Annotated in this window: 22 protein-coding genes; 10 read left to right on the top strand and 12 right to left on the bottom strand. The window is 46.6% G+C overall.

The genetic code is table 11. The features are described 5' to 3' along the window. From V7723_RS06195 to V7723_RS06175, 5 genes are all read right to left on the bottom strand, one after another. Entirely contained in the window at nt 1-729 is a 729-nt protein-coding gene (locus V7723_RS06195) for a hypothetical protein (RefSeq protein WP_335683573.1), read from the bottom strand. Between the two features lie 111 nt (nt 730-840). After that, a complete protein-coding gene (locus tag V7723_RS06190; RefSeq protein ID WP_335683572.1) occupies nt 841-1,386 on the bottom strand; it encodes an HNH endonuclease in 546 nt (181 codons plus the stop codon). A gap of 128 nt (nt 1,387-1,514) precedes the next feature. Continuing rightward, nucleotides 1,515-2,222, bottom strand: a complete 708-nt coding sequence (locus tag V7723_RS06185) for an alpha/beta hydrolase (protein ID WP_335683571.1) — start codon at nt 2,220-2,222, stop codon at nt 1,515-1,517. A 26-nt stretch (nt 2,223-2,248) separates the two neighbouring features. Next, entirely contained in the window at nt 2,249-2,884 is a 636-nt protein-coding gene (locus V7723_RS06180) for a DNA-3-methyladenine glycosylase family protein (protein ID WP_335683570.1), read from the bottom strand. Continuing rightward, nucleotides 2,881-4,167, bottom strand: a complete 1,287-nt coding sequence (locus V7723_RS06175) for a S41 family peptidase (protein ID WP_335683569.1) — start codon at nt 4,165-4,167, stop codon at nt 2,881-2,883. Before V7723_RS06175 ends, V7723_RS06180 begins: the two co-directional genes overlap by 4 nt. A 139-nt stretch (nt 4,168-4,306) precedes the next feature. On the opposite strand from V7723_RS06175, the gene gluQRS reads away from it, so the two are divergent. Next, complete coding sequence (gene gluQRS, locus V7723_RS06170; RefSeq protein ID WP_335683568.1) at nt 4,307-5,152, top strand: tRNA glutamyl-Q(34) synthetase GluQRS; 846 nt, start codon at nt 4,307-4,309, stop codon at nt 5,150-5,152. Nucleotides 5,153-5,191: 39 nt separating this feature from the next. Here gluQRS and V7723_RS06165 read toward each other — a convergent pair whose 3' ends face one another. After that, nucleotides 5,192-7,204, bottom strand: coding sequence for a protein meaA (locus V7723_RS06165; protein WP_335683567.1), 2,013 nt, complete (start codon nt 7,202-7,204; stop codon nt 5,192-5,194). A gap of 246 nt (nt 7,205-7,450) precedes the next feature. Here V7723_RS06165 and ccrA point away from each other — a divergent pair, with 246 nt between their 5' ends. Together ccrA and V7723_RS06155 are read left to right on the top strand one after the other, a co-directional pair. Then, nucleotides 7,451-8,755: a crotonyl-CoA carboxylase/reductase gene (gene ccrA / locus V7723_RS06160; protein WP_335683566.1), complete on the top strand. Its 1,305-nt coding sequence runs from the start codon at nt 7,451-7,453 to the stop codon at nt 8,753-8,755. Between the two features lie 32 nt (nt 8,756-8,787). Beyond that, nucleotides 8,788-10,482 carry an acyl-CoA dehydrogenase family protein gene (locus tag V7723_RS06155; protein WP_335683565.1) on the top strand — a complete coding sequence of 565 codons (1,695 nt, stop codon included), beginning with the start codon at nt 8,788-8,790 and terminating at the stop codon, nt 10,480-10,482. A gap of 20 nt (nt 10,483-10,502) precedes the next feature. On the opposite strand, the gene V7723_RS06150 is transcribed toward V7723_RS06155, so the two are convergent. From V7723_RS06150 to V7723_RS06140, 3 genes are read right to left on the bottom strand one after another with little or no spacing between them, the layout of a single operon-like run. Next, on the bottom strand, nt 10,503-11,330 hold the full coding sequence (locus tag V7723_RS06150; RefSeq protein ID WP_335683564.1) for a YihY family inner membrane protein: 828 nt from the start codon (nt 11,328-11,330) through the stop codon (nt 10,503-10,505). A gap of 18 nt (nt 11,331-11,348) precedes the next feature. Beyond that, a complete protein-coding gene (locus V7723_RS06145; RefSeq protein ID WP_335683563.1) occupies nt 11,349-11,543 on the bottom strand; it encodes a 2-hydroxymuconate tautomerase family protein in 195 nt (64 codons plus the stop codon). 20 nt (nt 11,544-11,563) lie between these two features. Beyond that, nucleotides 11,564-12,760, bottom strand: a complete 1,197-nt coding sequence (locus V7723_RS06140; RefSeq protein WP_335683562.1) for an NAD(P)/FAD-dependent oxidoreductase — start codon at nt 12,758-12,760, stop codon at nt 11,564-11,566. A 48-nt stretch (nt 12,761-12,808) separates the two neighbouring features. On the opposite strand from V7723_RS06140, the gene V7723_RS06135 reads away from it, so the two are divergent. The 5 genes from V7723_RS06135 to V7723_RS06115 all read left to right on the top strand — a co-directional run bounded on the left by V7723_RS06135 (nt 12,809) and on the right by V7723_RS06115 (nt 16,394). Next, nucleotides 12,809-13,003 (top strand): twin transmembrane helix small protein, encoded by a 195-nt coding sequence (locus V7723_RS06135; RefSeq protein WP_335683561.1) that lies wholly within the window; start codon nt 12,809-12,811, stop codon nt 13,001-13,003. 18 nt (nt 13,004-13,021) lie between these two features. Further along, nucleotides 13,022-13,585 carry a cob(I)yrinic acid a,c-diamide adenosyltransferase gene (locus V7723_RS06130; RefSeq protein ID WP_335683560.1) on the top strand — a complete coding sequence of 188 codons (564 nt, stop codon included), beginning with the start codon at nt 13,022-13,024 and terminating at the stop codon, nt 13,583-13,585. A gap of 196 nt (nt 13,586-13,781) precedes the next feature. Continuing rightward, nucleotides 13,782-14,528, top strand: a complete 747-nt coding sequence (locus V7723_RS06125; protein ID WP_335683559.1) for an electron transfer flavoprotein subunit beta/FixA family protein — start codon at nt 13,782-13,784, stop codon at nt 14,526-14,528. Then, nucleotides 14,529-15,458: an electron transfer flavoprotein subunit alpha/FixB family protein gene (locus tag V7723_RS06120; protein ID WP_335683558.1), complete on the top strand. Its 930-nt coding sequence runs from the start codon at nt 14,529-14,531 to the stop codon at nt 15,456-15,458. A gap of 63 nt (nt 15,459-15,521) precedes the next feature. Further along, nucleotides 15,522-16,394 carry a 3-hydroxybutyryl-CoA dehydrogenase gene (locus tag V7723_RS06115; protein ID WP_335683557.1) on the top strand — a complete coding sequence of 291 codons (873 nt, stop codon included), beginning with the start codon at nt 15,522-15,524 and terminating at the stop codon, nt 16,392-16,394. 62 nt (nt 16,395-16,456) lie between these two features. Here the strand turns inward: V7723_RS06115 and V7723_RS06110 are convergent, their stop codons facing one another. The 3 genes from V7723_RS06110 to arsC all read right to left on the bottom strand — a co-directional run bounded on the left by V7723_RS06110 (nt 16,457) and on the right by arsC (nt 19,383). Continuing rightward, nucleotides 16,457-17,536, bottom strand: a complete 1,080-nt coding sequence (locus V7723_RS06110; RefSeq protein ID WP_335683556.1) for a phosphotransferase — start codon at nt 17,534-17,536, stop codon at nt 16,457-16,459. Between the two features lie 152 nt (nt 17,537-17,688). After that, the gene (locus tag V7723_RS06105; protein ID WP_335683555.1) at nt 17,689-18,873 is read right to left on the bottom strand and encodes an acetyl-CoA C-acyltransferase; all 1,185 of its coding nucleotides are present in this window, start codon (nt 18,871-18,873) and stop codon (nt 17,689-17,691) included. 162 nt (nt 18,874-19,035) lie between these two features. Further along, on the bottom strand, nt 19,036-19,383 hold the full coding sequence (arsC, locus tag V7723_RS06100) for an arsenate reductase (glutaredoxin) (RefSeq protein ID WP_335683554.1): 348 nt from the start codon (nt 19,381-19,383) through the stop codon (nt 19,036-19,038). A 158-nt stretch (nt 19,384-19,541) separates the two neighbouring features. Between arsC and V7723_RS06095 the strand changes: the two genes are divergently transcribed. Beyond that, complete coding sequence (locus tag V7723_RS06095) at nt 19,542-20,378, top strand: ABC transporter permease (protein WP_335683553.1); 837 nt, start codon at nt 19,542-19,544, stop codon at nt 20,376-20,378. 148 nt (nt 20,379-20,526) lie between these two features. Beyond that, nucleotides 20,527-21,468 (top strand): aspartate aminotransferase family protein (locus V7723_RS06090; RefSeq protein WP_335683552.1); only part of this gene is annotated, 942 nt, incomplete at its 3' end.

The following is a 21,468-nucleotide window of genomic DNA, read 5'->3' as shown; positions in this document are numbered from 1 at the left end:
TTATGGGAAATCACACCGGGTAGCCGAAATTGTTGCAAAACTCTGCTTGCCTGAGAGGATGCTGAAACGATATTCATTGCCGCCGAACACGACGCTTTTATGCAAGGGTAAAACGCCCGTCAAAACCTCTTTCTTCCCGCCCAATTGCGTGAATATTATTTCGACCGGTCGAGTAGGATCATACCAAGCTTCGATTTTCTTTTCTGCATTGACCGTAGCTATTCCGTTCCCTGTTACAGTTATGGAACCTTTTCCCAAACTGACAGAATTGCCCGGGCTGTTGAAGATGGCAGTATTGACAATAAATCTTTTGGTTTCTGGTGCAGGGTCACAATTCTGACTATTCTCCGCTAGACCAATCAGGGTTTTTAGCCGTTCTGGCTCTAATCCACCAGCTAACCTTTGCTGTACCAACTCCAGAATTTCCAGCGTCGGTCCGCTAGGGATTTCGTTTTCGAATTTGTCGCGCCAAACGCGTGCTTCGGCCAGCGCGGAGCTCTGTTTGTCCAACGCGGCACGTGTTTGGTCATTGAGGCGATTATTCTCTTTTGTCAGAACTAGAACTTGATCTTCTACATTGGCAATCTGACGATTACCTTCCGCCTGACCTTCGTAGTAACCATAGACACCAACACCTGCAATTACCAAAAGGTAAAAAACAAACTTGAAAAATCTGTTCCGGCGTTGCCGAGCTTGTTTCTTTTCAGAAAGGCCTAATCCATAACTCATCGCAGGTCACATCTTTTAGCAAAAAAGGGAAGGACGTATTTAAGGTTCTATATAGACGCTACACAGGCGAAAAAGCAAGAGAGAGTGATGAAACAGAGTTGAATATCAATATTATTCTTCTAGTTCCGTATCCCAGTATAGATAGTCACGCCAGCTTTCGTGCAAATAGTTAGGCGGAAAAGATTGACCCTGCCGATTAAGGAGTTGCGGTGTTGGAACGTAGGGACGAATGCTAGGGAACATTTTTGAATCCCGATCCAGTCGACCGCCTTTGCGCATATTACATGTTGCGCAGGCCGTCGTGATGTTCTCCCAACTCGTTTGGCCTCCCAATCGCCGAGGAAGCACGTGATCAAAGGTCAAGTCGTCACCTGAGCCACAATATTGGCAGCGAAAGCCGTCTCGTAAAAATACGTTGAATCGAGTAAATGCCGGCTGCTTGCTTTGCTGAATATAGCGCTTCAGGCTGATAACACTTGGTAGTCGCATTTCGAAACTGGGAGAATGGACCACTCGGTCATACTCTGACACGATATGCACGCGTTTTAGAAACACGGACTTCAAGGCATCCTGCCAAGACCATAGAGACAGAGGGAAATAGCTAAGCGGCCGGTAATCGGCGTTTAGCACGAGGGCAGGAAATTTTTCTCCTGACATATGCACCGTCTTATCTCTCCATTTAGACCATCATCGGCATAAGTGTGGCCCGCAGGGGTGCAAATTGCAAATGCTAATACAGTATTTTGTGTTAAATAATTGTGACCCCACAGCATATCGTTTGTGATCTAGATATCCGATAAAACTGATTTTATAAATGACTGCCCTATATTCAGCCCTTGCTCATTAATTCCATGTCCAAGACCAGGACAACTATGCGCGGCAACATTAACGTTCAGATCGGAAAGTGTTTTAGTCGCACGCGATAGGGCGGGAAACGGGACAATATCGTCCTCTTCTCCGTGAATGAGACAAACTGGAGGGCGGCATTTAATTTCTTCACTCAACTTGTCATCACCAACTAGTGCTCCCGAATACCCAAGGATACCGGCGGGGGTCACTTGCTCTCGCAAGCCTGCGTAAAGAGAAACCATGGTTCCCTGGCTAAAGCCTACTAAAACGGTTTCTGAAAGGGATAGCCGATGTTCACTTGTTTCCTTGCCAATGAACTGGTCGACAACACGCTGAGCCGACCGGGCGCCGTCAATCATTGATGCAAATACCTTTGCGCCGGCAACAGGATCTCGTCGCTGCAAATCGGGGTCATATCTTTCAAGGGAAAACCATTGGCGACCAAAGGGTGAAAGTTCGCATGGCTCGGGCGCATTTGGCGCAACAAAGGCTGTGTCTGGAAAATCCTTTTGCCAATATTGAGCGAGACCAATCAGGTCATCTCCATCAGCTCCGTAGCCATGAAGAAGGATTATCAAACTCTTTGCGGGATTTCCGGATAACGGTCCTAAGCGAGGGCCGTCTATCAAAGGTATAATAGGCATTATTGAAGGCATCCCATTTATAACGGCTAAGTCCGCTTGCGTTTTCCAGCTTGGACAATATCAGCATAGTAGCGCCAGAGTATACGCGCGGCAATGGTTCGGTATGGGCGAAGCGGCTCAGCCAGTATGTCCATTTGTTCTATGGACGGTCTGACATCATGTCCTTTGAGATGCCCCATCGCGGACTGCAGTGCAACATCGCCTGCAGGCCATATATCCGCATGTCCAAGGCATGCCATCATATAAATTTCTGCTGTCCACCGACCAATCCCCTTGACTTGTGTGAGCTGCTCAATCACGGCATTATCCTCTAAGTCAGGTAATTCACTCAGGATGAGGCGTTTTTCGAGAATATCCGTCGCTAGTGCGCGACAGTATTTTGCTTTTTGCTGACTCAGGCCAAGTTCTCTCAATTGAGTTTCATTAAATTTAAGAAGGGCGTCCGGTGTGAAAGGAGAAATCGCCGCTGTCATTCGTTTCCATATTGCAGCGGCGCTGGCTAGAGATACCTGTTGCTCTATAATAATTTCAGAAAGTGTCTGAAATCCTGGCGGTTTGGACCTATCAGGAAGCGGCTTAATTACGGAAAGGGCGGTTGCAAAATCAGTATCCGCATTTTTTAGATAATCTAACGCTACCGTTAAATTGCCGTCTGAATTCATTGCGCCATTACATGTGCGGTCGTCAGCGTTGGAGAGCAATTCAAACTACGAGCTGCCCGATCAATCTGTTGCTTGTCCGCTTCACCTTCGGCTTGGGTATCCGGAATGTCCGGCTTTAAGCCAATGCCATGAAAAGTCGGCCCACCACCAGTAGTAAATCGCCCGGTCGTAAGGCGGATGCCTCCACCATTTTCGAGAGGGAGCAGCGTTTGCATCAAGCCTTTCCCGTAGCTTGTCTCACCAAAAAGTTTGGCTCGGTTCTGGTACTGCAAAGCACCCGCTACAATTTCTGAAGAAGAGGCGGATCTTTTATTCATCATAACAACTATTGGGGCGCCGCGAACGCGATCGCCACTGTCGGCATCGCGCGCCATCGTATTGCGCCCGCGGTTTTTTACGGCATAGATATTACCGCCATCGAGGAAAGAGCTTGCGACTGCTTCAGCGGCGGAAACCAGACCGCCTGGGTTATTTCTCATATCAAGTACGACGCCACAAAGCTGTGGTCCGAGGTCTTCTTCAAACGAGGCAAGTGCTTCAGCGACGCCGGGCGCTGTTTTAGCGTTAAAAGAAAAGATCCGAATATAACCAATATCGCCATCTATATGATGTTCAACGGCTGCGATTTCAATAGGGCTACGCGTTACACTGATTTGAAGTGGAGAAGCATGGTTTTCTCGTAGAATAGTGAGAACAGCCGTTGAACCAGAGGGTCCTTTCAGCGCCGTTCGGGCCTTGCCAAGAGAAACGCCTTCAATAGACGTTCCATTTACATGCGTAATCTTGTCATTATCCTGAAGTCCGGCGGCTTCTGCCCCAGATCCTTTCAACAAGCTTACAACGTGTAGCACCTGATCTTGCATTTTTATATGGATACCAAGGCCGACAAATCGCCCAGCGAGCCGCTCTCGATAGTTCGAGAAACTTGTTGGGCTCATATATCCTGTATATCGATCCAGTGAGGCAAACATTGCATCTAGGGCACGTGTCGTCGGATCGATATCTTCAATACTTTGCTCGTTTGGTGCACGAAGGCCCAGTATGGCTTGATCAATAAGGTCATTTGGATCGACCTTATCCACATATCGTCGATCTATCGTCTTTAGAACATCAGCCATCGTCTCAAGATTCGTGTCAATGTTAGGGTCATTCTTCACGATTTCCCGGTAAGCAATTTCGTATTTCTCCATAGCACCATAAAATTTGTGGTTCTGGGAAACAGGAAGTGCGCAGGCCGTTGCCAGCATTAATATATTTAGCGCGATCAATATTCGTCTAAACATTTGTGTCGCCTGTAAAAATTAATTATTATTAATAAAGTGTTAACGAGGCTACTGCCCTGCATGTCGGCTTGACAAGCAAAACAAATAAAATTTTCAGCTGATTGTAATATTTTTTTCGGAAATAAAGTTTGTTAACCATATGAAATACATCACACGTTTTGCTCCTAGCCCAACAGGAAATCTTCATTTGGGCCATCTTTATTCTGCGTCTTTGGCGATGCAAGCTGCGAAAGAAACCGGCGGAATATTTTTGTTACGATTAGAAGATATTGATGGGGGGCGTTGCCACCCAGAATATGAGCAGGGAATCTATGAAGATCTATCTTGGCTGGGATTCAAATGGGAAGAGCCCGTTCGCAGGCAGAGCGACCATATGGAAGATTATGCTGCTCTTATTTCTAGGCTAAGTGACCGAGGTTTAATTTACCCTTGTTTTTGTACCCGACGGGAAATTACGGCGGAAATTGCTCGTAGTAATTCCGCACCACATGGCCCTGAAGGGCCTGCATACCCTGGGATTTGCAAAGGATTGACAGATAGAGATCGGCAGCGGAATTTTCAGTTTACCAAGCCCTATGCTCTTCGTCTGAATATGGATAATGCGATTGCTAATCTAGACCTAACCTCGCTGCGGTTTCACGAACAGGATAAAGGATACATCCAATGTGATCCGCTACCTTTTGGTGATGTTGTTCTGGCTCGAAAGGAAACCCCAACCAGCTATCATCTATCCGTGACTTTTGATGATGCAATACAAGGTGTTAACCATATTATCAGGGGTCAGGACCTATTACCTTCGACTCATATTCACCGACTTTTACAAGCTCTTTTGGAACTGCCAACACCCTCATATCATCATCATGGATTGATATCAGATGGAAAGGGTCGGCGACTTTCCAAGCGTGATAAGGACGCAACGATCAAGTCCTTGCGAGAATATGGTTACCAACCTGAAGAGGTCCGAAAAATGGTAAGATATGGTTAATAAATTCCGAATCTCTTGAGATCAATCGGACGCCCGTAATCAGGCGTCGGCTTTTTCTTCCAAAATGATATCAACCATATCAATCATGATGCCGGTCATATCAAAATCTTTTGGCGTGTAGATAGCTGTAACACCTGCAGACTTCAATTCGAGTGCATCGTCTGGAGGGATTATGCCTCCAACAATGACCGGTATATGACCGAGACCCGCAGCGTTGAGCTTCTGACAGACCTCACTGGCTAATGGAACATGAGAACCGGATAGGATAGAAAGGCCAACAAGATGAACGGAACCGTTCTTTGCAGCCGTAACAATCTGGTCAGGTGTCAGACGAATGCCCTCATAGACGACGTCCATTCCGCTATCACGGGCTGCAACTGCAATTTGTTCTGCGCCATTTGAGTGCCCGTCAAGCCCGGGCTTACCTATGAGAACTTTTAGGGGATGTCCAAGTTTTCGGACAGCTGCAGCTACTTTTTCGCGGGCTGGTTCGAGATTTTCATGCCCGGCGTTTGAAGCGGCACCGCTGACACCTGTTGGAGCTCTGTATTCTCCATAGCATTTTCTCAGAGCCTCTGACCATTCGCCGGTTGTAACGCCTACTTTTGCAGCTTTGATAGATGCGGGCATAATGTTATCGCCGTTTTTGGCCGCTCGAGAAAGCTCATCCAAAGCACGCTTAACCGCCGCATTATCCCGGGCCTCGCGCCATGCGATCAATTGTGCAATTTGCTCGGCTTCCGCCGCTGGATCGACCGTCATAATTCCGCCGTCACCTTCTTGTAGGAGCGGGGACGGAGTGGTTTCCGTAAATTTATTGACGCCAACCACCGGTATATCACCAGAAATGACAGCTTGAACGCGATTAGTGTTGGATTGAACCAAACACTCTTTCAAGTAACCCGTTTCTACAGCTGCTACAGCCCCTCCCATTTTTTCAATCAATCTAAGTTCTTCACGAGCGGCTGTTTTTAGTTCTTCTACCTTACGATCGATTTCCACGGAACCTTCAAAAATGTCGCCATACTCAAGTAGGTCTGTTTCGAAAGCTACGATTTGCTGTAAACGCAACGACCATTGTTGATCCCAGGGTCGGGGTAAACCTAAGGCCTCATTCCAGGCAGGCAACTGAACTGCACGGGCGCGGGCATTTTTTGAAAGGACAACGGCAAGCATTTCCAGAAGAATTCGATAAACATTATTTTCTGGCTGTTGCTCTGTTAATCCAAGAGAGTTAACTTGGACACCATAGCGGAAGCGTCGATACTTTTCTTCTTGAACATCGTATCGTTCCAGAAGAATTTCATCCCAGAGATCCACAAAAGCTCGCATTTTGCACATTTCCGTAATGAACCGGATACCGGCGTTGACGAAAAAACTGATTCGACCTGTCGCGGAAGAAAAATCATCAGGGCTAATTTGCCCCCCCTCTTTCACAGCATCCAATACAGAAATAGCTGTTGCAAGGGCAAAAGAAAGTTCCTGGACTGGAGTCGCGCCCGCCTCTTGCAGGTGATAGGAACACACATTTGTCGGATTCCATTTTGGCATCTCTTTGTAAGTGTAACTAACGACGTCCGTAATAAGCTTCATGCTGGGTCCAGGCGGAAATATGTAAGTTCCGCGGGATAAATACTCTTTTATAATATCGTTCTGAACTGTTCCTTGTAACACTTCGGGGCTGGTACCTTGCTCTTCGGCGACGGCGACATACAATGCTAGCAACCATGCCGATGTGGCATTGATTGTCATGGAGGTGTTCATTTTTTCAAGCGGGATTTCGTCGAAAAGAGCTCGCATATCGCCAAGATGGCAAATTGGAACACCGACTTTGCCCACCTCTCCGCGTGCCAATATATGATCCGAATCATATCCGGTTTGTGTCGGCAGGTCGAACGCGACCGATAGGCCTGTTTGCCCTCTGGCAAGGTTCGTCTTATATAATTCATTAGATGCCGTTGCCGAGGAATGGCCTGAATAGGTCCGAAACAACCAAGGGCGATCTTTACCGGAAAAACCTGAGTTAGTGGTGCTCGCTGTGTTCTTAGCCATAATTATCTTTCGTTTCGGATCGGAAATAAGACCAGTTCTTTCGTTTCTGTATTATAGCGCGTAATAACATAACTTTGTGTTGCAGTGCAAAAAAAACTTGTACTCTGCTCAAAGGTCAGTAATCTGCTCATAAATCTGACCAATGTAAAGGTCTCAAATCAGACAATTGATGCGTTGCGGTATAAAAGAAACGGTCCATTTTGGTGGCTTTTCGAATGCCGGAATTAGAATATGAGGGATATTTAAATGTCAAACAACCAAGCTACTGTTCAATCAGAAGAAACAGCTGCCTCCATTCCAGGCGATTTGAAAGATCTTTATGAAGTGGGTGAAATCCCACCCTTGGGACACGTTCCCTCTAAAATGTACGCTTGGGCGATCCGGCGGGAACGCCACGGTGAGCCGGAATCTGCAATGCTGGTTGAAGTCGTGGATACGCCAGAATTGGATAGTCATGATGTGTTGGTGTTGGTTATGGCTGCTGGTGTTAATTATAATGGTGTATGGGCTGCTCTTGGCGAGCCAATTTCTCCCTTCGATGTTCACAAGCAAGAGTTTCACATAGCAGGATCCGACGCGTCAGGTGTCGTTTATGCTGTCGGAAATAAAGTGACACGCTTTAAAGTCGGCGATGAGGTTGTTGTTCATTGTAATCAGGATGATGGCGATGACGAGGAGTGTAACGGCGGTGATCCGATGTTTTCCACCAGCCAGCGGATTTGGGGTTATGAAACTCCGGACGGATCTTTTGCCCAATTCGCTCGCGTTCAGGATCGCCAGCTTATGCCACGTCCTCGACATCTAACTTGGGAAGAGAGTGCTTGTTACGTCCTGACTTTGGCAACAGCTTACAGAATGCTATTTGGCCATCGTCCTCATATCCTACGTCCGGGCCACAATGTATTGATCTGGGGAGCTTCGGGTGGCCTCGGCTCGATGGCAATTCAGATTTGTGCGGCCGCTGGCGCCAACGCAATTGGTGTTATTTCTGATGAAAGCAAACGCGACTTCGTCATGTCGCTTGGCGCAAAAGGTGTCATAAACAGAAAAGACTTTGATTGTTGGGGTCAACTTCCCACGGTTAATGGTGAGGGGTTTGGCGAATATATGAAAAAAACCAGAGAATTTGGTAAAGCCATTTGGGAAATTACCGGAAAAGGCAATGACGTAGACTTCGTGTTTGAACACCCTGGAGAGGCTACTTTCCCTGTTTCATGTAATGTTGTGAAACGTGGAGGTATGGTTGTTTTTTGTGCTGGGACTAGTGGTTTCAATTTGACTATGGATGCCAGGTTCGTTTGGATGCGCCAAAAACGTATACAAGGAAGTCACTTTGCGAACCTTAAGCAAGCTTCGCAAGCCAATAACCTAGTCATTGAGCGCCGCATTGATCCGTGCATGTCTGAAGTTTTTTCGTGGGATGATATCCCACGGGCTCATACCAAAATGATGAACAACCAACATAAGCCAGGGAATATGGCAGTGCTGGTTTCTGCAAAATACCCTGGACTTCGGACAGTTGAAGATGCCATTGAAGCAGGCAATTCATAAAAAACGTCCTGGGTAACAAGGAACAATAATAAATGACGATGATCGATATGATAGATGACGCCTCTCCAGTATTGCTAGATGAATTGGAAAGCCTGTGTGCTCAGGGGCTCGAGGCAGCTGAAACGATCAAGCAAAAGGCTATCTTGTCCGTCGTACAGATGACGCGCGGTGAAAACGGGCGCATTAGTGCAAAATTGGTTGAAGAAAATCAGTATGCAACTCATGGCCTTGCTTGGTTATCGACATATGTAGAAGCGTTGCGTGAAACACTCAACTGGTCACGTGAATTAATGTCTGAGGGAAAATTCGGCGAGTTAGAGCAATTGATGCTGCAGGCTGGGTTTAGTGAATATCTCAGTCAGATTGAAGGCGGTATTCCAATGACTTTGGGCGAAATCATTCGCCCTCTCGATTTGGGACTAGGACAAGCCGCTGTTGATGAGTTTAAAACAACTGACGTCGTAACGCTTATTTCAAATGGATATACTTCTGCAGTAAAACAGCGAATTGCTGCCTTGATTGCCGAAGGAATGGATACAGGCCATTTTGGTGAGCAGGGGTTAGACGAAACCTACTCAATGATTCGTGACCAGTTTCGTCGATTTGCCAATGAAGAAGTCATGCCTTTTGCTCATGGATGGCACTTAAATGATGAACTGATTCCTATGTCGGTCATTAAACAAATGTCCGAGCTGGGTGTTTTCGGGTTAACGGTTCCCGAAGAACATGGTGGCCTTGGCTTGGGAAAAATGTCTATGTGCGTCGTATCGGAGGAACTTTCGCGCGGATACATAGGCGTGGGATCCTTAGGAACACGTTCTGAAATCGCCGCTGAGTTAATTTTAACTGGGGGCACAGATGCGCAGAAAGCAAAATGGCTTGGTCCAATTGCTACGGGTGAAATTTTGCCAACAGCTGTCTTCACGGAGCCCAACACAGGTTCTGATCTGGCATCATTGCGAACGCGTGCGGTTCAGGACGGAGAAGTCTATAAGATAACGGGCAATAAAACTTGGATCACCCATGCAGCGCGGGCGGACGTGATGACCATGCTTGTGCGAACCAATCCGGAAGAGCCTGGATATAAAGGTTTGTCCATGTTCCTTGCTGAAAAGCCGCATATGAGTAATGATCAGGATTTTCCGGCGGAAGGCATGACCGGCGGTGAAATTGAAGTGCTGGGTTATCGCGGCATGAAGGAATATGAGCTCGCCTTCGATAATTTTGAAATCAAAACCGAAAACCTTCTGGGTGAAGAAGAAGGAAATGGTTTCAAGCAATTAATGCAGACTTTTGAAAGTGCCCGAATTCAAACGGCCGCTCGGGCGCTGGGTGTTGCTCAAAATGCCATGGAGCTAGGTCTGCGATATGCGCTGGATCGGATCCAGTTTTCCAAACCAATAATCGAATTTCCGCGAGTTGCTGGTAAACTTGCCTGGATGTCTGTGGAAATCATGATGGCCCGCCAGCTGACATACGCGTCGGCACGGGCAAAAGATGACGGGCGGCGGTGTGATCTCGAGGCTGGTATGGCAAAACTATTGGGAGCGCGAGTTGCCTGGAATGCTGCGGATAATGCCTTGCAAATCCATGGTGGCAATGGCTTTGCCCTTGAGTATCCAATAAGCCGGGTTCTTTGCGATGCTCGAATCTTGAATATTTTTGAAGGTGCTGGTGAAATTCAGGCACAGGTAATTGCACGGCGGCTTTTGGAAGGTGCAAACTAAAAGTGATCTTGTTGAAGCCACTAAGCTTCCTTTTTGGTCATATGTTCAAGCCCGAGAACTGCGGTGATGGTTGCCCCGAATAAGACAATGCCCCAACTTACATATAACCAGATAAGAAAAATTGGGAATGCGGCCATCGCACCGTAAACGATTTCGTATGATGGAAAATATTGCAAATATAGCTTGAACAAAGATTTGCCAGCGAGAAATAATCCGGTCGACACTGCGGCTCCAACAATTGCATGCTGCCACATTACCTTGCATGCGGGGACTATTCGAAAAAGCAGAAACAAAATTATAAAAGGTAATGCGATTGGAATAAGATCGCTTATAAATTCCATGGACGTAGTCAATTGATAGCCTGTGGCATCTTCACTGATATCGACGATCCAGTTCACTAGGGTAAGGCTGGTGCCAATAGCGATTGGGCCAATAAGAGTAATGAGAATATAGATTACAAATCTCTTGAAGGGGTTTCGTGTCGCTTCGACCTGCCAAATCTGACTGAAAATTTCTTCTATGCTGGACATCAAAAATAAAGCAGTCACGGCGATACCGGCTAAACCGATCAGGGTTAATTGATTGGCGTTAATGGTGAAGCCTTGAAGCACGGCATCTATTTGTGAAAATTTTGTAGGCAAAAGATTTTCAAACAGGAAATGGGAGATTTTGTCCTCGAGATGATCAAAAGCCGGAATCGCTGTAAACAGCGCGAAGACCACGGCAGCCAAGGGAACAATTGCGAGCAAAGTCTGATAACTCAAAGCCGTCGCCATTCGCATACAATGATGGCGTGAAAAATGATTCCAGATTTTAATCGGTATTTTAAGAAACTCAGTATTCTTCACGGTATTTCCTAGCGGCAATTAATCTGGGAATTTCTTACTTGCAAGGTCCCCTCCCATTCCCCAATTTTCTTTCTTGACGTCGGTGATGACGATATTGACACTTGCCTCACTGCAACCTGTAATTCGCACCATTTCAGAAGTTAAGGATTTGACCAATTCTTGTTTCGTATCGTGATTCCGGCCTTCAAACATCTCCACTCTGATTATTGGCATATTTTTCCCCTACGATAACATCATTGCAGGGCATTATGTTCGAAAAGGGCTTCACCTGTCACCATTCGCTCGAAAGAAAAGCGGGAAAGGTTCAAAGAACGATACTCGCCAAATATTATCAGTTCGGCGATTGCACGACCAATGGCTGGAGAAGCCTGCGCGCTGCGGCCCATGAAACCGTTCGCGAAATAGAAATTGTTAATTTCGGGATGCGGTCCTAACACAGGGCTCTGATCGAGAACATTATAGGTGTAATGCTCTGACCGGGCCTTCTCCATTGTAATTTTTTGAAACGCCGGAACACGATAAGAAAGAATTGGCCAGATATACTCTTCGAACAAATCATAATCAATTTTGGTATCGCTGCAGTTGGGATCTTTGTCTTTTGGCGGTACGCAGCCCGCATAAAACAGATTTCCATCATGGCGAAAATGGACGCCGGTTGGATCAACAACAATTGGACTTTTTTCCAGTAACATTCGGCAACTGAAAGAAAAAATTTGTCGCTTGCGGGATTCCATAGGAAGATTAATTCCTGCCAAGCTTGCAATTCTCGAGGAGTCGGCGCCTGCCGCATTGACAAGGGTTTTGAAGTAAATTGATTGGCCAGTTGAAAGCGTAATGGCATTTGCTAGATCATTGTTTTTGGCAATATCGATAAGTTCACCATTTTGAAATCGCACTCCGAGTGAAATGGCTTTCTGGCGAAAGGCCTTTCGTAGACGTTCCGCATTCAATCCACCTTCTCTTGATAGCCCGAGCGATCCACCGGCAAGATCGGTGATATTTAACCAGGGAAAACCTTGTGATAAATCCTCCGGATCGAGTAACCCGACTGATATGCCGTGTTGATGATGAAGAATGTTTGTGCTGTAAAGCATGGGAATATCTTGATTTTCAACTAGAAAAAGATATTCATTAGAATGATAGTCAACATTAACAATTTTATCTTCAACGCTAAGGAAGCGATTGAGCTCACCCAGAAATTCTTGGGCAAATTGCGCCATTTGAATATTTTCGGGGATGGAAAACTGCTGATGAAAACCTCCCCAAGAAGAGCCCTGGCTGACGGCTTCCGTTTCAATTACCAACACTGAGCCATCGAAATTGTCTGAAGATTGCAAAAAATAGGCAATGGATGTACCGATAATACCTCCACCAATAATGATAATATCTTCCAAAACTTGCATGAAACCCTCTGTCCAGATCCGGCTCATTAGTGTAGCGTCTCTTCAGATTTATTTATATTATGTTATTGGCTGGTCATGCTGAATTATTTCATTATCGCAGCGGTTGTCGCAACCGCCCTTGTCTTATTGTTCGGCGTTTTGACAATGGCGCGAGGAGGGGAGTTCAATCGTAAATACGGTAACAAACTTATGCGTCTACGGATATTGATGCAGGCGATAGCTGTTGTTTTGATAATGTTGAGTTTATGGGCGGCCAGTTCGGGCAGCTGACAGCAAGCAAAAGAAATTATGGTAAAACTAACGAAAATATACACGCGCGGTGGCGATACAGGACACACTTCTCTTGGTGATGGCGCGCGCGTGAGTAAAACAAGCCTACGCGTTGTGGCCTACGGTGAAGTGGACGAAGTAAATTCTGTTATTGGAATTGCGCGATTAGCGACCTCTGGAGATGCAGATGACATGCTCTCACGTATCCAGAATGACCTTTTTGATTTGGGAGCTGATTTATGTACGCCTGAACGGGAGGACCCCAAATATCCTCCGTTGAGAGTAATCCAAGAACAAGTGGATCGGTTAGAGCAAGAAATTGATGGACTTAACGCTGATCTCACAGAGTTAAATTCTTTTATTTTGCCGGGCGGTTCAGCAGCGTCCGCGCAATTACACCTAGCACGCACTGTTTGCCGTCGTGCTGAGCGTCGAATTATTGCGTTAAGCGATTCGGAAAATATTAACCCGCTGACAGTCATTTATATGAACCGATTATCTGATTTTCTGTTCGTATTGGGGCGGTATCTTAATAATAAGGGAAAAGAAGATGTTCTTTGGGTTCCAGGTGCAAATCGATAGCAAATATTGGTCGTTAATGAGATATTTGGAGGCCGAACTCAGATAAATTTTTTGAGGGGTTTCCGTCAATTGACAGACGGTCCTTTGCTATTTATTGTGCACTGCCGAAATAAATATTAAAATCCTACCTTTCACGGATGCAGAAAACGGTTTTTTGTAGGTCCGAAAGGCAAATTGGCTTGGAGATAACCGATCCATGAAAGTTCTCGTCGCTGTTAAACGTGTCGTGGACTACAACGTAAAGATCCGCGTCAAAGCGGACAATACTGGTGTAGACCTCGCGAATGTCAAAATGTCCATGAACCCTTTTGATGAAATTGCTGTTGAAGAAGCCCTTCGTTTGCGTGAAGCTGGCACTGCAACAGAAGTCGTAGCGTTCTCTGTTGGGCCCCAGGCCGCTCAGGAAACCATTCGAACTGCGCTGGCCATGGGTGCAGACCGAGGAATCCTTGTAAAAACGGACGCCGAAGTAGAACCGCTTGGAGTAGCAAAACTTCTTAAAGCCGTCGCGGATGAAGAAAAGCCAGATCTCATTATAGTCGGCAAACAAGCGATTGACGATGATTCAAACCAAACAGGTCAAATGCTCGCAGCCTTGCTTGGTTGGGCTCAGGGAACTTTCGCTTCAGAAGTTAACCTAGAAAGTGGCACAGCCAAGGTTACGCGGGAAGTTGATGGCGGTTTGCAAACGCTCGACCTGAAAATGCCAATTGTCGTGACGACAGACCTCCGACTGAATGAGCCACGTTACGCTTCTTTGCCAAACATTATGAAAGCAAAGAAAAAGCCAATTGACGAAAAGTCTCCTGAAGATCTAGGCGTTGATATTGCGACCCGCCTGACAACCTTGAAAGTCGAGGAGCCACCGAAGCGCGAAGCTGGTGTCATGGTCGAATCTGTTGCAGAGCTGGTCAGCAAGCTCAAAGAAGAGGGAGTTATATAGATGTCTGTTCTTGTACTTGCAGATCACGATAATAGCGCACTTGGTGCGGCAACATTGAACGCAGTTACCGCTGCTGGTGAATTAGGCGGCGATGTTCATGTCCTTGTCGCAGGTTCAGGTTGTCGCTCGGTTGCAGATGAAGCGGCAAATGTTTCTGGCGTTTCGAAGGTTATCCTTGTGGATGATGGCCTTTACGCAAATTCACTGGCGGAAAATACCGCAGATCTCGTTGTCTCGCTTGCTGACGGGTACGATGCAATTGTTGCGGCTGCAACAACATCCGGTAAGAACATTTTGCCAAGGGTTGCAGCACTTTTGGATGTGGCACAAATTTCCGAAATTACGGAAATTGTCTCAGCGAATACATTTGTACGCCCTATTTATGCAGGCAATGCCATGGCAACAGTGCAGTCCGGTGATGCTAAGAAAGTAATCACAATACGGACAACTAATTTTGCGCCGGCGGAAGCAACCGGCGGATCGGCTACAATCGAAGCTGGAACAGCTGCGGCCGATGCAGGGTTATCCACTTTTGTTGGCGAGGAGCTTTCTAAATCTGAACGTCCAGAATTGACCTCGGCAAAGATCGTTATCTCTGGCGGCCGGGGTATGCAATCAGGGGATAATTTCCCGCTGATTGAGGCCGTAGCAGATAAACTGGGCGCCGCTGTTGGTGCTAGTCGTGCGGCAGTTGACGCGGGATTTGTTCCCAATGATTATCAAGTCGGGCAAACTGGTAAGGTCGTTGCACCGGATCTGTACATTGCCGTCGGGATTTCTGGAGCGATCCAGCATCTTGCAGGTATGAAGGACAGTAAAATCATTGTAGCCATTAACAAGGATGAAGACGCGCCTATTTTCCAGGTTGCCGATTACGGACTTGTCGCTGATTTGTTTAAAGCTATTCCGGAACTGGAAGCAGAGCTTTAATGGCTTGTACGGGCCGAGAAACCCGAACTATTATCACGTTCACAATATACGCAGGAACAGGCAATGATTACTAAAGTTGGCGTTATTGGAGCGGGCCAAATGGGCAATGGTATTGCACATGTTATGGCTGTCGCGGGTATTGATGTGGTTTTGAAGGATGTTACGGACGAACAGCTTGAAAAAGGCTTGAATGTCATTCAATCCAATTTGCAACGACAAGTCGGTCGCGGTAAATTATCCGAAGCAGATATGGCCTCGGCGTTGGCCCGTATAATTCCGACGATTTCAGATGATTTGATGTCTGATGTCGATCTTGTTATCGAAGCCGCCACCGAAAATGAAGAGATCAAGAAGCTAATACTTGAAGATATTTGTGGGAAGCTAAAACCGGACGCAATTATTGCTACGAATACCTCTTCCATATCTGTTACCCGTCTGGCGGCGGTAACGGATAGACCTGAGCAGTTCATGGGTATGCATTTCATGAACCCTGTTCCGGTCATGAAATTGGTGGAATTGATCCGGGGCATTGCAACCAATGAAGAGACGTTTGAAAAAGTTAAGCGCCTGACGGTAAGATTGGATAAAACACCAACGCCAGCAGAAGACTTCCCAGCTTTTATCGTCAACCGCATTTTGCTTCCAATGATAAATGAAGCAATTTATACCTTATATGAAGGCGTTGGATCGGTTCGGGCGATTGATACGGCCATGCGGTTGGGCGCTAATCATCCGATGGGGCCCTTGCAATTAGCTGATTTTATTGGGTTAGACGTTTGCTTGGCGATCATGCAGGTTTTGTACGAAGGTCTGGCTGATACAAAATACCGTCCATGCCCATTATTAGTTAAATACGTGGAAGCTGGATGGCTTGGTCAAAAATCAGGGCGTGGGTTTTATGATTACACAGGTGATGAACCTGTACCGACGCGATAAATGAGTTGCATTGAAAATTAAGGAGGGATGGAATTATACTCCGTCCCTTTTTTATGGGCGATTTAGTCAGGCAATACAGACCCTGCATTTAGTTCGAGTGCAGCTGCAAAAAATCTCGAGACAATGACATCAATGAGCTGTTGCCGGCGTCCGGTTGCTGTCCCGCCGCCGCGCGAATAAATATTAACCGGGATAAGCAGGCAGTGAAGGATACCAAGACGAAAATCATCTTCTGCTTCACTCCGGCTATAATCAGTTATTCCGGCTTCCAGGAGGGATCCGTGCCAAGCATGTACAATTTCCATTTGATGGCCCTGGCGTTGCAAAATGGGCTCACTGCCACCAAGAAGACGTGCGATATCAATGGCCCCCAGGTTTTTTGTTACTAGTTGCCAATCTAAAATCACAACTTCATCATCACCAGTTTCTCGGCTAAACATTAGATTGTCTGCTCTCAAGTCCCCATGGATAATCGAGGTGGGCCGGCTGGCAATTTTTTCCTCCAACCAATTGAGGTTTTTAGCCACTTTGGCGCCGATGTTGAGAGCTTCCGCACCAATCTTTGTTCCAAAAGCCTTAGCAAATTTCGGCCAATGTTCGACATAATGATCTGCGTTGAAATGGTCTCGCGCAGGTGCCCAATCCAGACTCTCAAGTTTGGGACTGTTCCAATAGGCGGCGTGTATTTTGGCGATTTCTCGAGCCGTGGCGACAGCCTGTGAATGTTCGATACCTAAAATTTGATCACCACTTGCCAGAGATCCCAAATCTTCCATGACCAAGGCACCTGCACCGGTTGTCGTATCTGCAAAATATATTTCTGGCAATCTTACCGGCGCTGTTGGTGCGACATCACGATAAAAGCTTACCTCTCTTCGGAAGGCATGTAGCTCTTTTGCGGTTGCTTTGTAAAGGCCACTTGTAGGTTGCAGTTTAACGATGACAGATTTTGGGAGTGTGACTGAAGCTGTGTCTCCAAAATGAAGTTCTACTTTAAAAGTTTGGCTCAGAAACCCTCGCTCCTCCCCAACATTTGTTTTAGTGATGCGGGTGAGGCGCGGAAAGCCGGAATCTGGGAAAACAATTTCTTCGAACCATTGAGGCGTAATTTCTTCGACGCTACGCGGTATAGATACGGTCATTCAAGCAGTCCCCATTCTGGTAACGATGATTGTCATTTCGCGAGGCCCCGACATTTGGATATATTACACATTAACCATATCCTAGTTTTAAGACAAAAAAAATCCCGGACATTTTTTGTAAACGTCCGGGAAAATAATTTGTGAGCGATTGTTTAGTTTACTTCAAACAAACCTGCGGCACCCATACCACCACCAATACACATGGTGACGACGACATATTTTGCGCTGCGACGCTTGCCTTCGATAAGGGCATGGCCCGCAAGACGTGCGCCAGACATTCCGTATGGGTGGCCGATCGAAATTGCGCCGCCGTCAACGTTCAGCAGTTCGTTTGGAATGCCGAGCTTGTCGCGGCAATAAAGAACTTGAACCGCAAATGCTTCATTCAATTCCCACAAGCCAATATCATCCATACCGAGACCATGACGTTCCAGCAATTTCGGAATAGCAAAAACAGGTCCAATACCCATTTCATCTGGTTCACAGCCGGCAACTACTAGTCCGCGATAAGTACCAAGAGGTTCAACGTTACGTTGCTCCGCAAGTTTACTATCCATAACGACGCAAGCCGACGCGCCATCTGATAGCTGACTGGCATTACCTGCTGTAATGAAACAATCTTCGCCAAGGACAGGTTTCAGGTTGGACAATCCGTCGAGTGTTGTACTCGCGCGGTTACCTTCATCTTGCATCAAGGTGACTTCTTCTTCCAAAGTTTCGCCTGTTTCCTTGTTGACCAATATTTTGGTTGTTGTCATCGGCACGATTTCTTTGTCGAAGCGCCCTGCTTCTTGTGCGGCTGCCGTTCGCATCTGGCTTTGGAAGCCGTATTCATCCATCTGCTCGCGAGTAATACCGTAACGGGTGGCAACTGTTTCAGCCGTTTTTAGCATTGGGTCGTAAATGGCGGGCTTATTTTCCGCCAACCATTCATTTCGTGCCCGAAAAACGTTCGAATGTTCATTTTGGGTCAGGCTGACGCTTTCCATGCCGCCGGCAACCATAACAGGTACTTTGTCGACAATTACACGCTGCGCTGCCATCGAGATGGTTTGCAGTCCGGATGAGCAGAAACGGTTAACAGTTGTTCCTGCCGTTGTAATTGGCATGCCGGCCCGCAAGGATGCTTGACGTGCAATATTACCGCCGGTCGCTCCTTCAGGATTGGCGACACCAAAGATAACGTCTTCAACTTCGGCAGGATCGACACCAGCGCGTTCAACCGCGTTTTTGATGACATGTCCTCCCATATCTGCGCCATGCGTATTGTTAAAGGCGCCGCGATAGGCTTTGCCGATGGGAGTTCTTGCTGTGGATACGATAACGGCTTCAGCCATTGGACTTCTCCTGTTTGTTATTGTTGTTTAGACGGCACTATCCATGTGTCGACGGTTATTGGGCGTAATTCTATATAGTGTCATGCGCAATGAAAAGGTGGAAATTAAAGAAAGCGAACTTGCCGCCAAAAATTTGTGCAGATAATTGCCAATCGATCCTGGTTAGATGATTTCCAGTACGGATTCGGGTGGCCGCCCAATCCGCGCCTGTCCGTTTGCCAATACAATCGGACGTTCGATAAGTTTCGGAAAATCTACCATGGCTTGAAGAAGCTGTTCACTTGTGAGGCTTCCGTCGGAAAGATTATTTTCTTTATATTTTGCTTCGCCTTTTCTCATAAGATCCCGTGGCTGCATCTCAAGCAAACCCAAAATTTTACGAAGCTCTTCTATACTGGGCGGGTTCGAAAGATAATCCACAATGACAGGCGTGACCCCATTTTCTTCCAAAATCGCTAGTGTTTGGCGCGATTTACTACAACGTGGATTATGCAGAATTTCAACAGGCATCTTTAAGGTCTCCCAAGAAAATCGATAGGTCAGTTTGTAATCTTTCTATCGTAGTCAGGATAAGTAAGCCAGAACCGAAATATTTCAATTGCATGCGTCACGCCATACGGATCCATAGAATTCTTGCGTATTCTGTCCATATTGAATATCTATGCGCCATGACTTCTTCAACAGACCGCCAGATTCAATCGCCGCCCGCCTTACCGATAGTTCCTGCCAACCAGATAGGATTGGTGAATTGGTTGGGTGTTTATACTTTATTGTCCAAAGAAGTGAGGCGATTTCTCAAGGTGCCATTGCAGACGGTCCTCGCTCCGATGATGACAACCATGTTGTTTTTGGCGATTTTTACGTTGGCTTTCGGAAATGGCGAGCGCTATATGGGCGATCTTCCCTATGCGACGTTTTTGGGCCCCGGCCTAATTATGATGGCTGTTATTCAAAACTCCTTCGCCAATACGTCGTCCTCCATTCTGATATCAAAAGTCCAAGGCAATATTGTCGACATTCTGATGCCGCCACTTTCGGCAGCAGAATTAACGTTTGCAATTGCCCTGTCAGGTCTTGCGCGCGGCATGGCCGTTGCCATCGCTGTTGGTTTTAGCATGTGGTTGTTAATTGATCTGACCGTATATTCTTGGGCGGCCGTCCTGTATTTTGTGGTTGGTGCGGGTTTAATGTTATCTCTTCTCGGGATGATTGGCGGGATCGTATCGGAAAAATTTGATCATATGGCAGCAATGACAAATTTCGTGATTATGCCTCTTTCGTTCTTGTCCGGGACATTTTACTCAATTGATCGACTTACAGGGGTTTGGTATCAGATCAGCCATATTAACCCGTTCTTCTATATGATCGACGGCTTTCGATACGGTTTTATTGGCAAATCGGATAGTTCCATCTGGGTTGGTGTGATTGTAATAGCGGTTCTTGATATTGCACTTTATGTGACGGTTTGGGCCTTATTCAAACGTGGATATAAGCTAAAAGCCTAAAAATTTACCTTAAAGAGAGAGTTTGATTGACACAGAGGCCTGTCCTGTCAATACTTCGCCGCTTTCTGGGGTTCTTTTATCTGAAAAACTGTTGTTTCATGCCCCTTACACTTAGTTGCATTGTTATTTTAAACTGTGGAGAAAGCATATGATTCCGGCATTATTATCAAATTATGCTCCCGCCGATCTTTCCTTTGAAAAAGGAGACGGCCCCTATCTCTATGGTAATGACGGTCGACGATACCTCGATTTTGCAGCTGGTATAGCCGTAAGTTCTTTGGGGCATGCCCATCCTCGGCTTGTCGCCGCGCTGACGGAACAGGCGTCGAAAGTTTGGCATGTATCGAACCTTTTTCGCATTCCGGGGCAAGAAGAGTTAGCGCAAAAACTGGTCGATGCAACATTTGCAGATGCCGTCTATTTTTGCAATTCCGGGGCCGAAGCTAATGAATGCGCCATCAAGATGGTGCGAAAATATTTTAGTGAGCAAGGACAGCCGCAGAAATATCGCATTTTGGCCTTCGAAGGATCTTTTCATGGCCGAACGCTGGCAACGATTGCCGCGGCTGGACAGGACAAGTTGCTTGAAGGCTTTGGCCCGGTAATGGATGGGTTTGATCATATTCCTGCTGGAGATATAGAAGCGGTGAAAGCAGCGATCAGCGAAGAAACAGCTGCTATTCTTATCGAACCTGTTATGGGTGAAGGCGGCATACGTGTCATAGAGCCTGAATTTCTGCGGGCATTGAGAAATTTATGTGACGAGTTAGACCTTTTGCTGGTTTTCGATGAAATTCAAACTGGCATGGGCCGTACTGGAAAATTGTTCGCTTATGAGCACGCAGACATGGCGCCGGATATCATGACCTCTGCAAAGGCTTTGGGCGGCGGATTTCCGGTTGGGGCTTGTCTTGCCGTTGAAAAAGTAGCTAAGGCAATGACCGTTGGAAGCCATGGGTCAACATATGGCGGAAATCCGATGGCCATGGCCGTCGCTGGTGCCGTAGTCGACATTATGACAGAAGACGGTTTCCTCGATCATGTTGTGGAAATGGGAAACCATTTGAAGCAAGGCTTGGCGGGCGTCGTC

This window comes from Sneathiella sp. (genome assembly GCF_036960985.1).
Lineage (GTDB): Bacteria > Pseudomonadota > Alphaproteobacteria > Sneathiellales > Sneathiellaceae > Sneathiella.
This window is presented reverse-complemented; position numbering and strand designations above follow the sequence as displayed.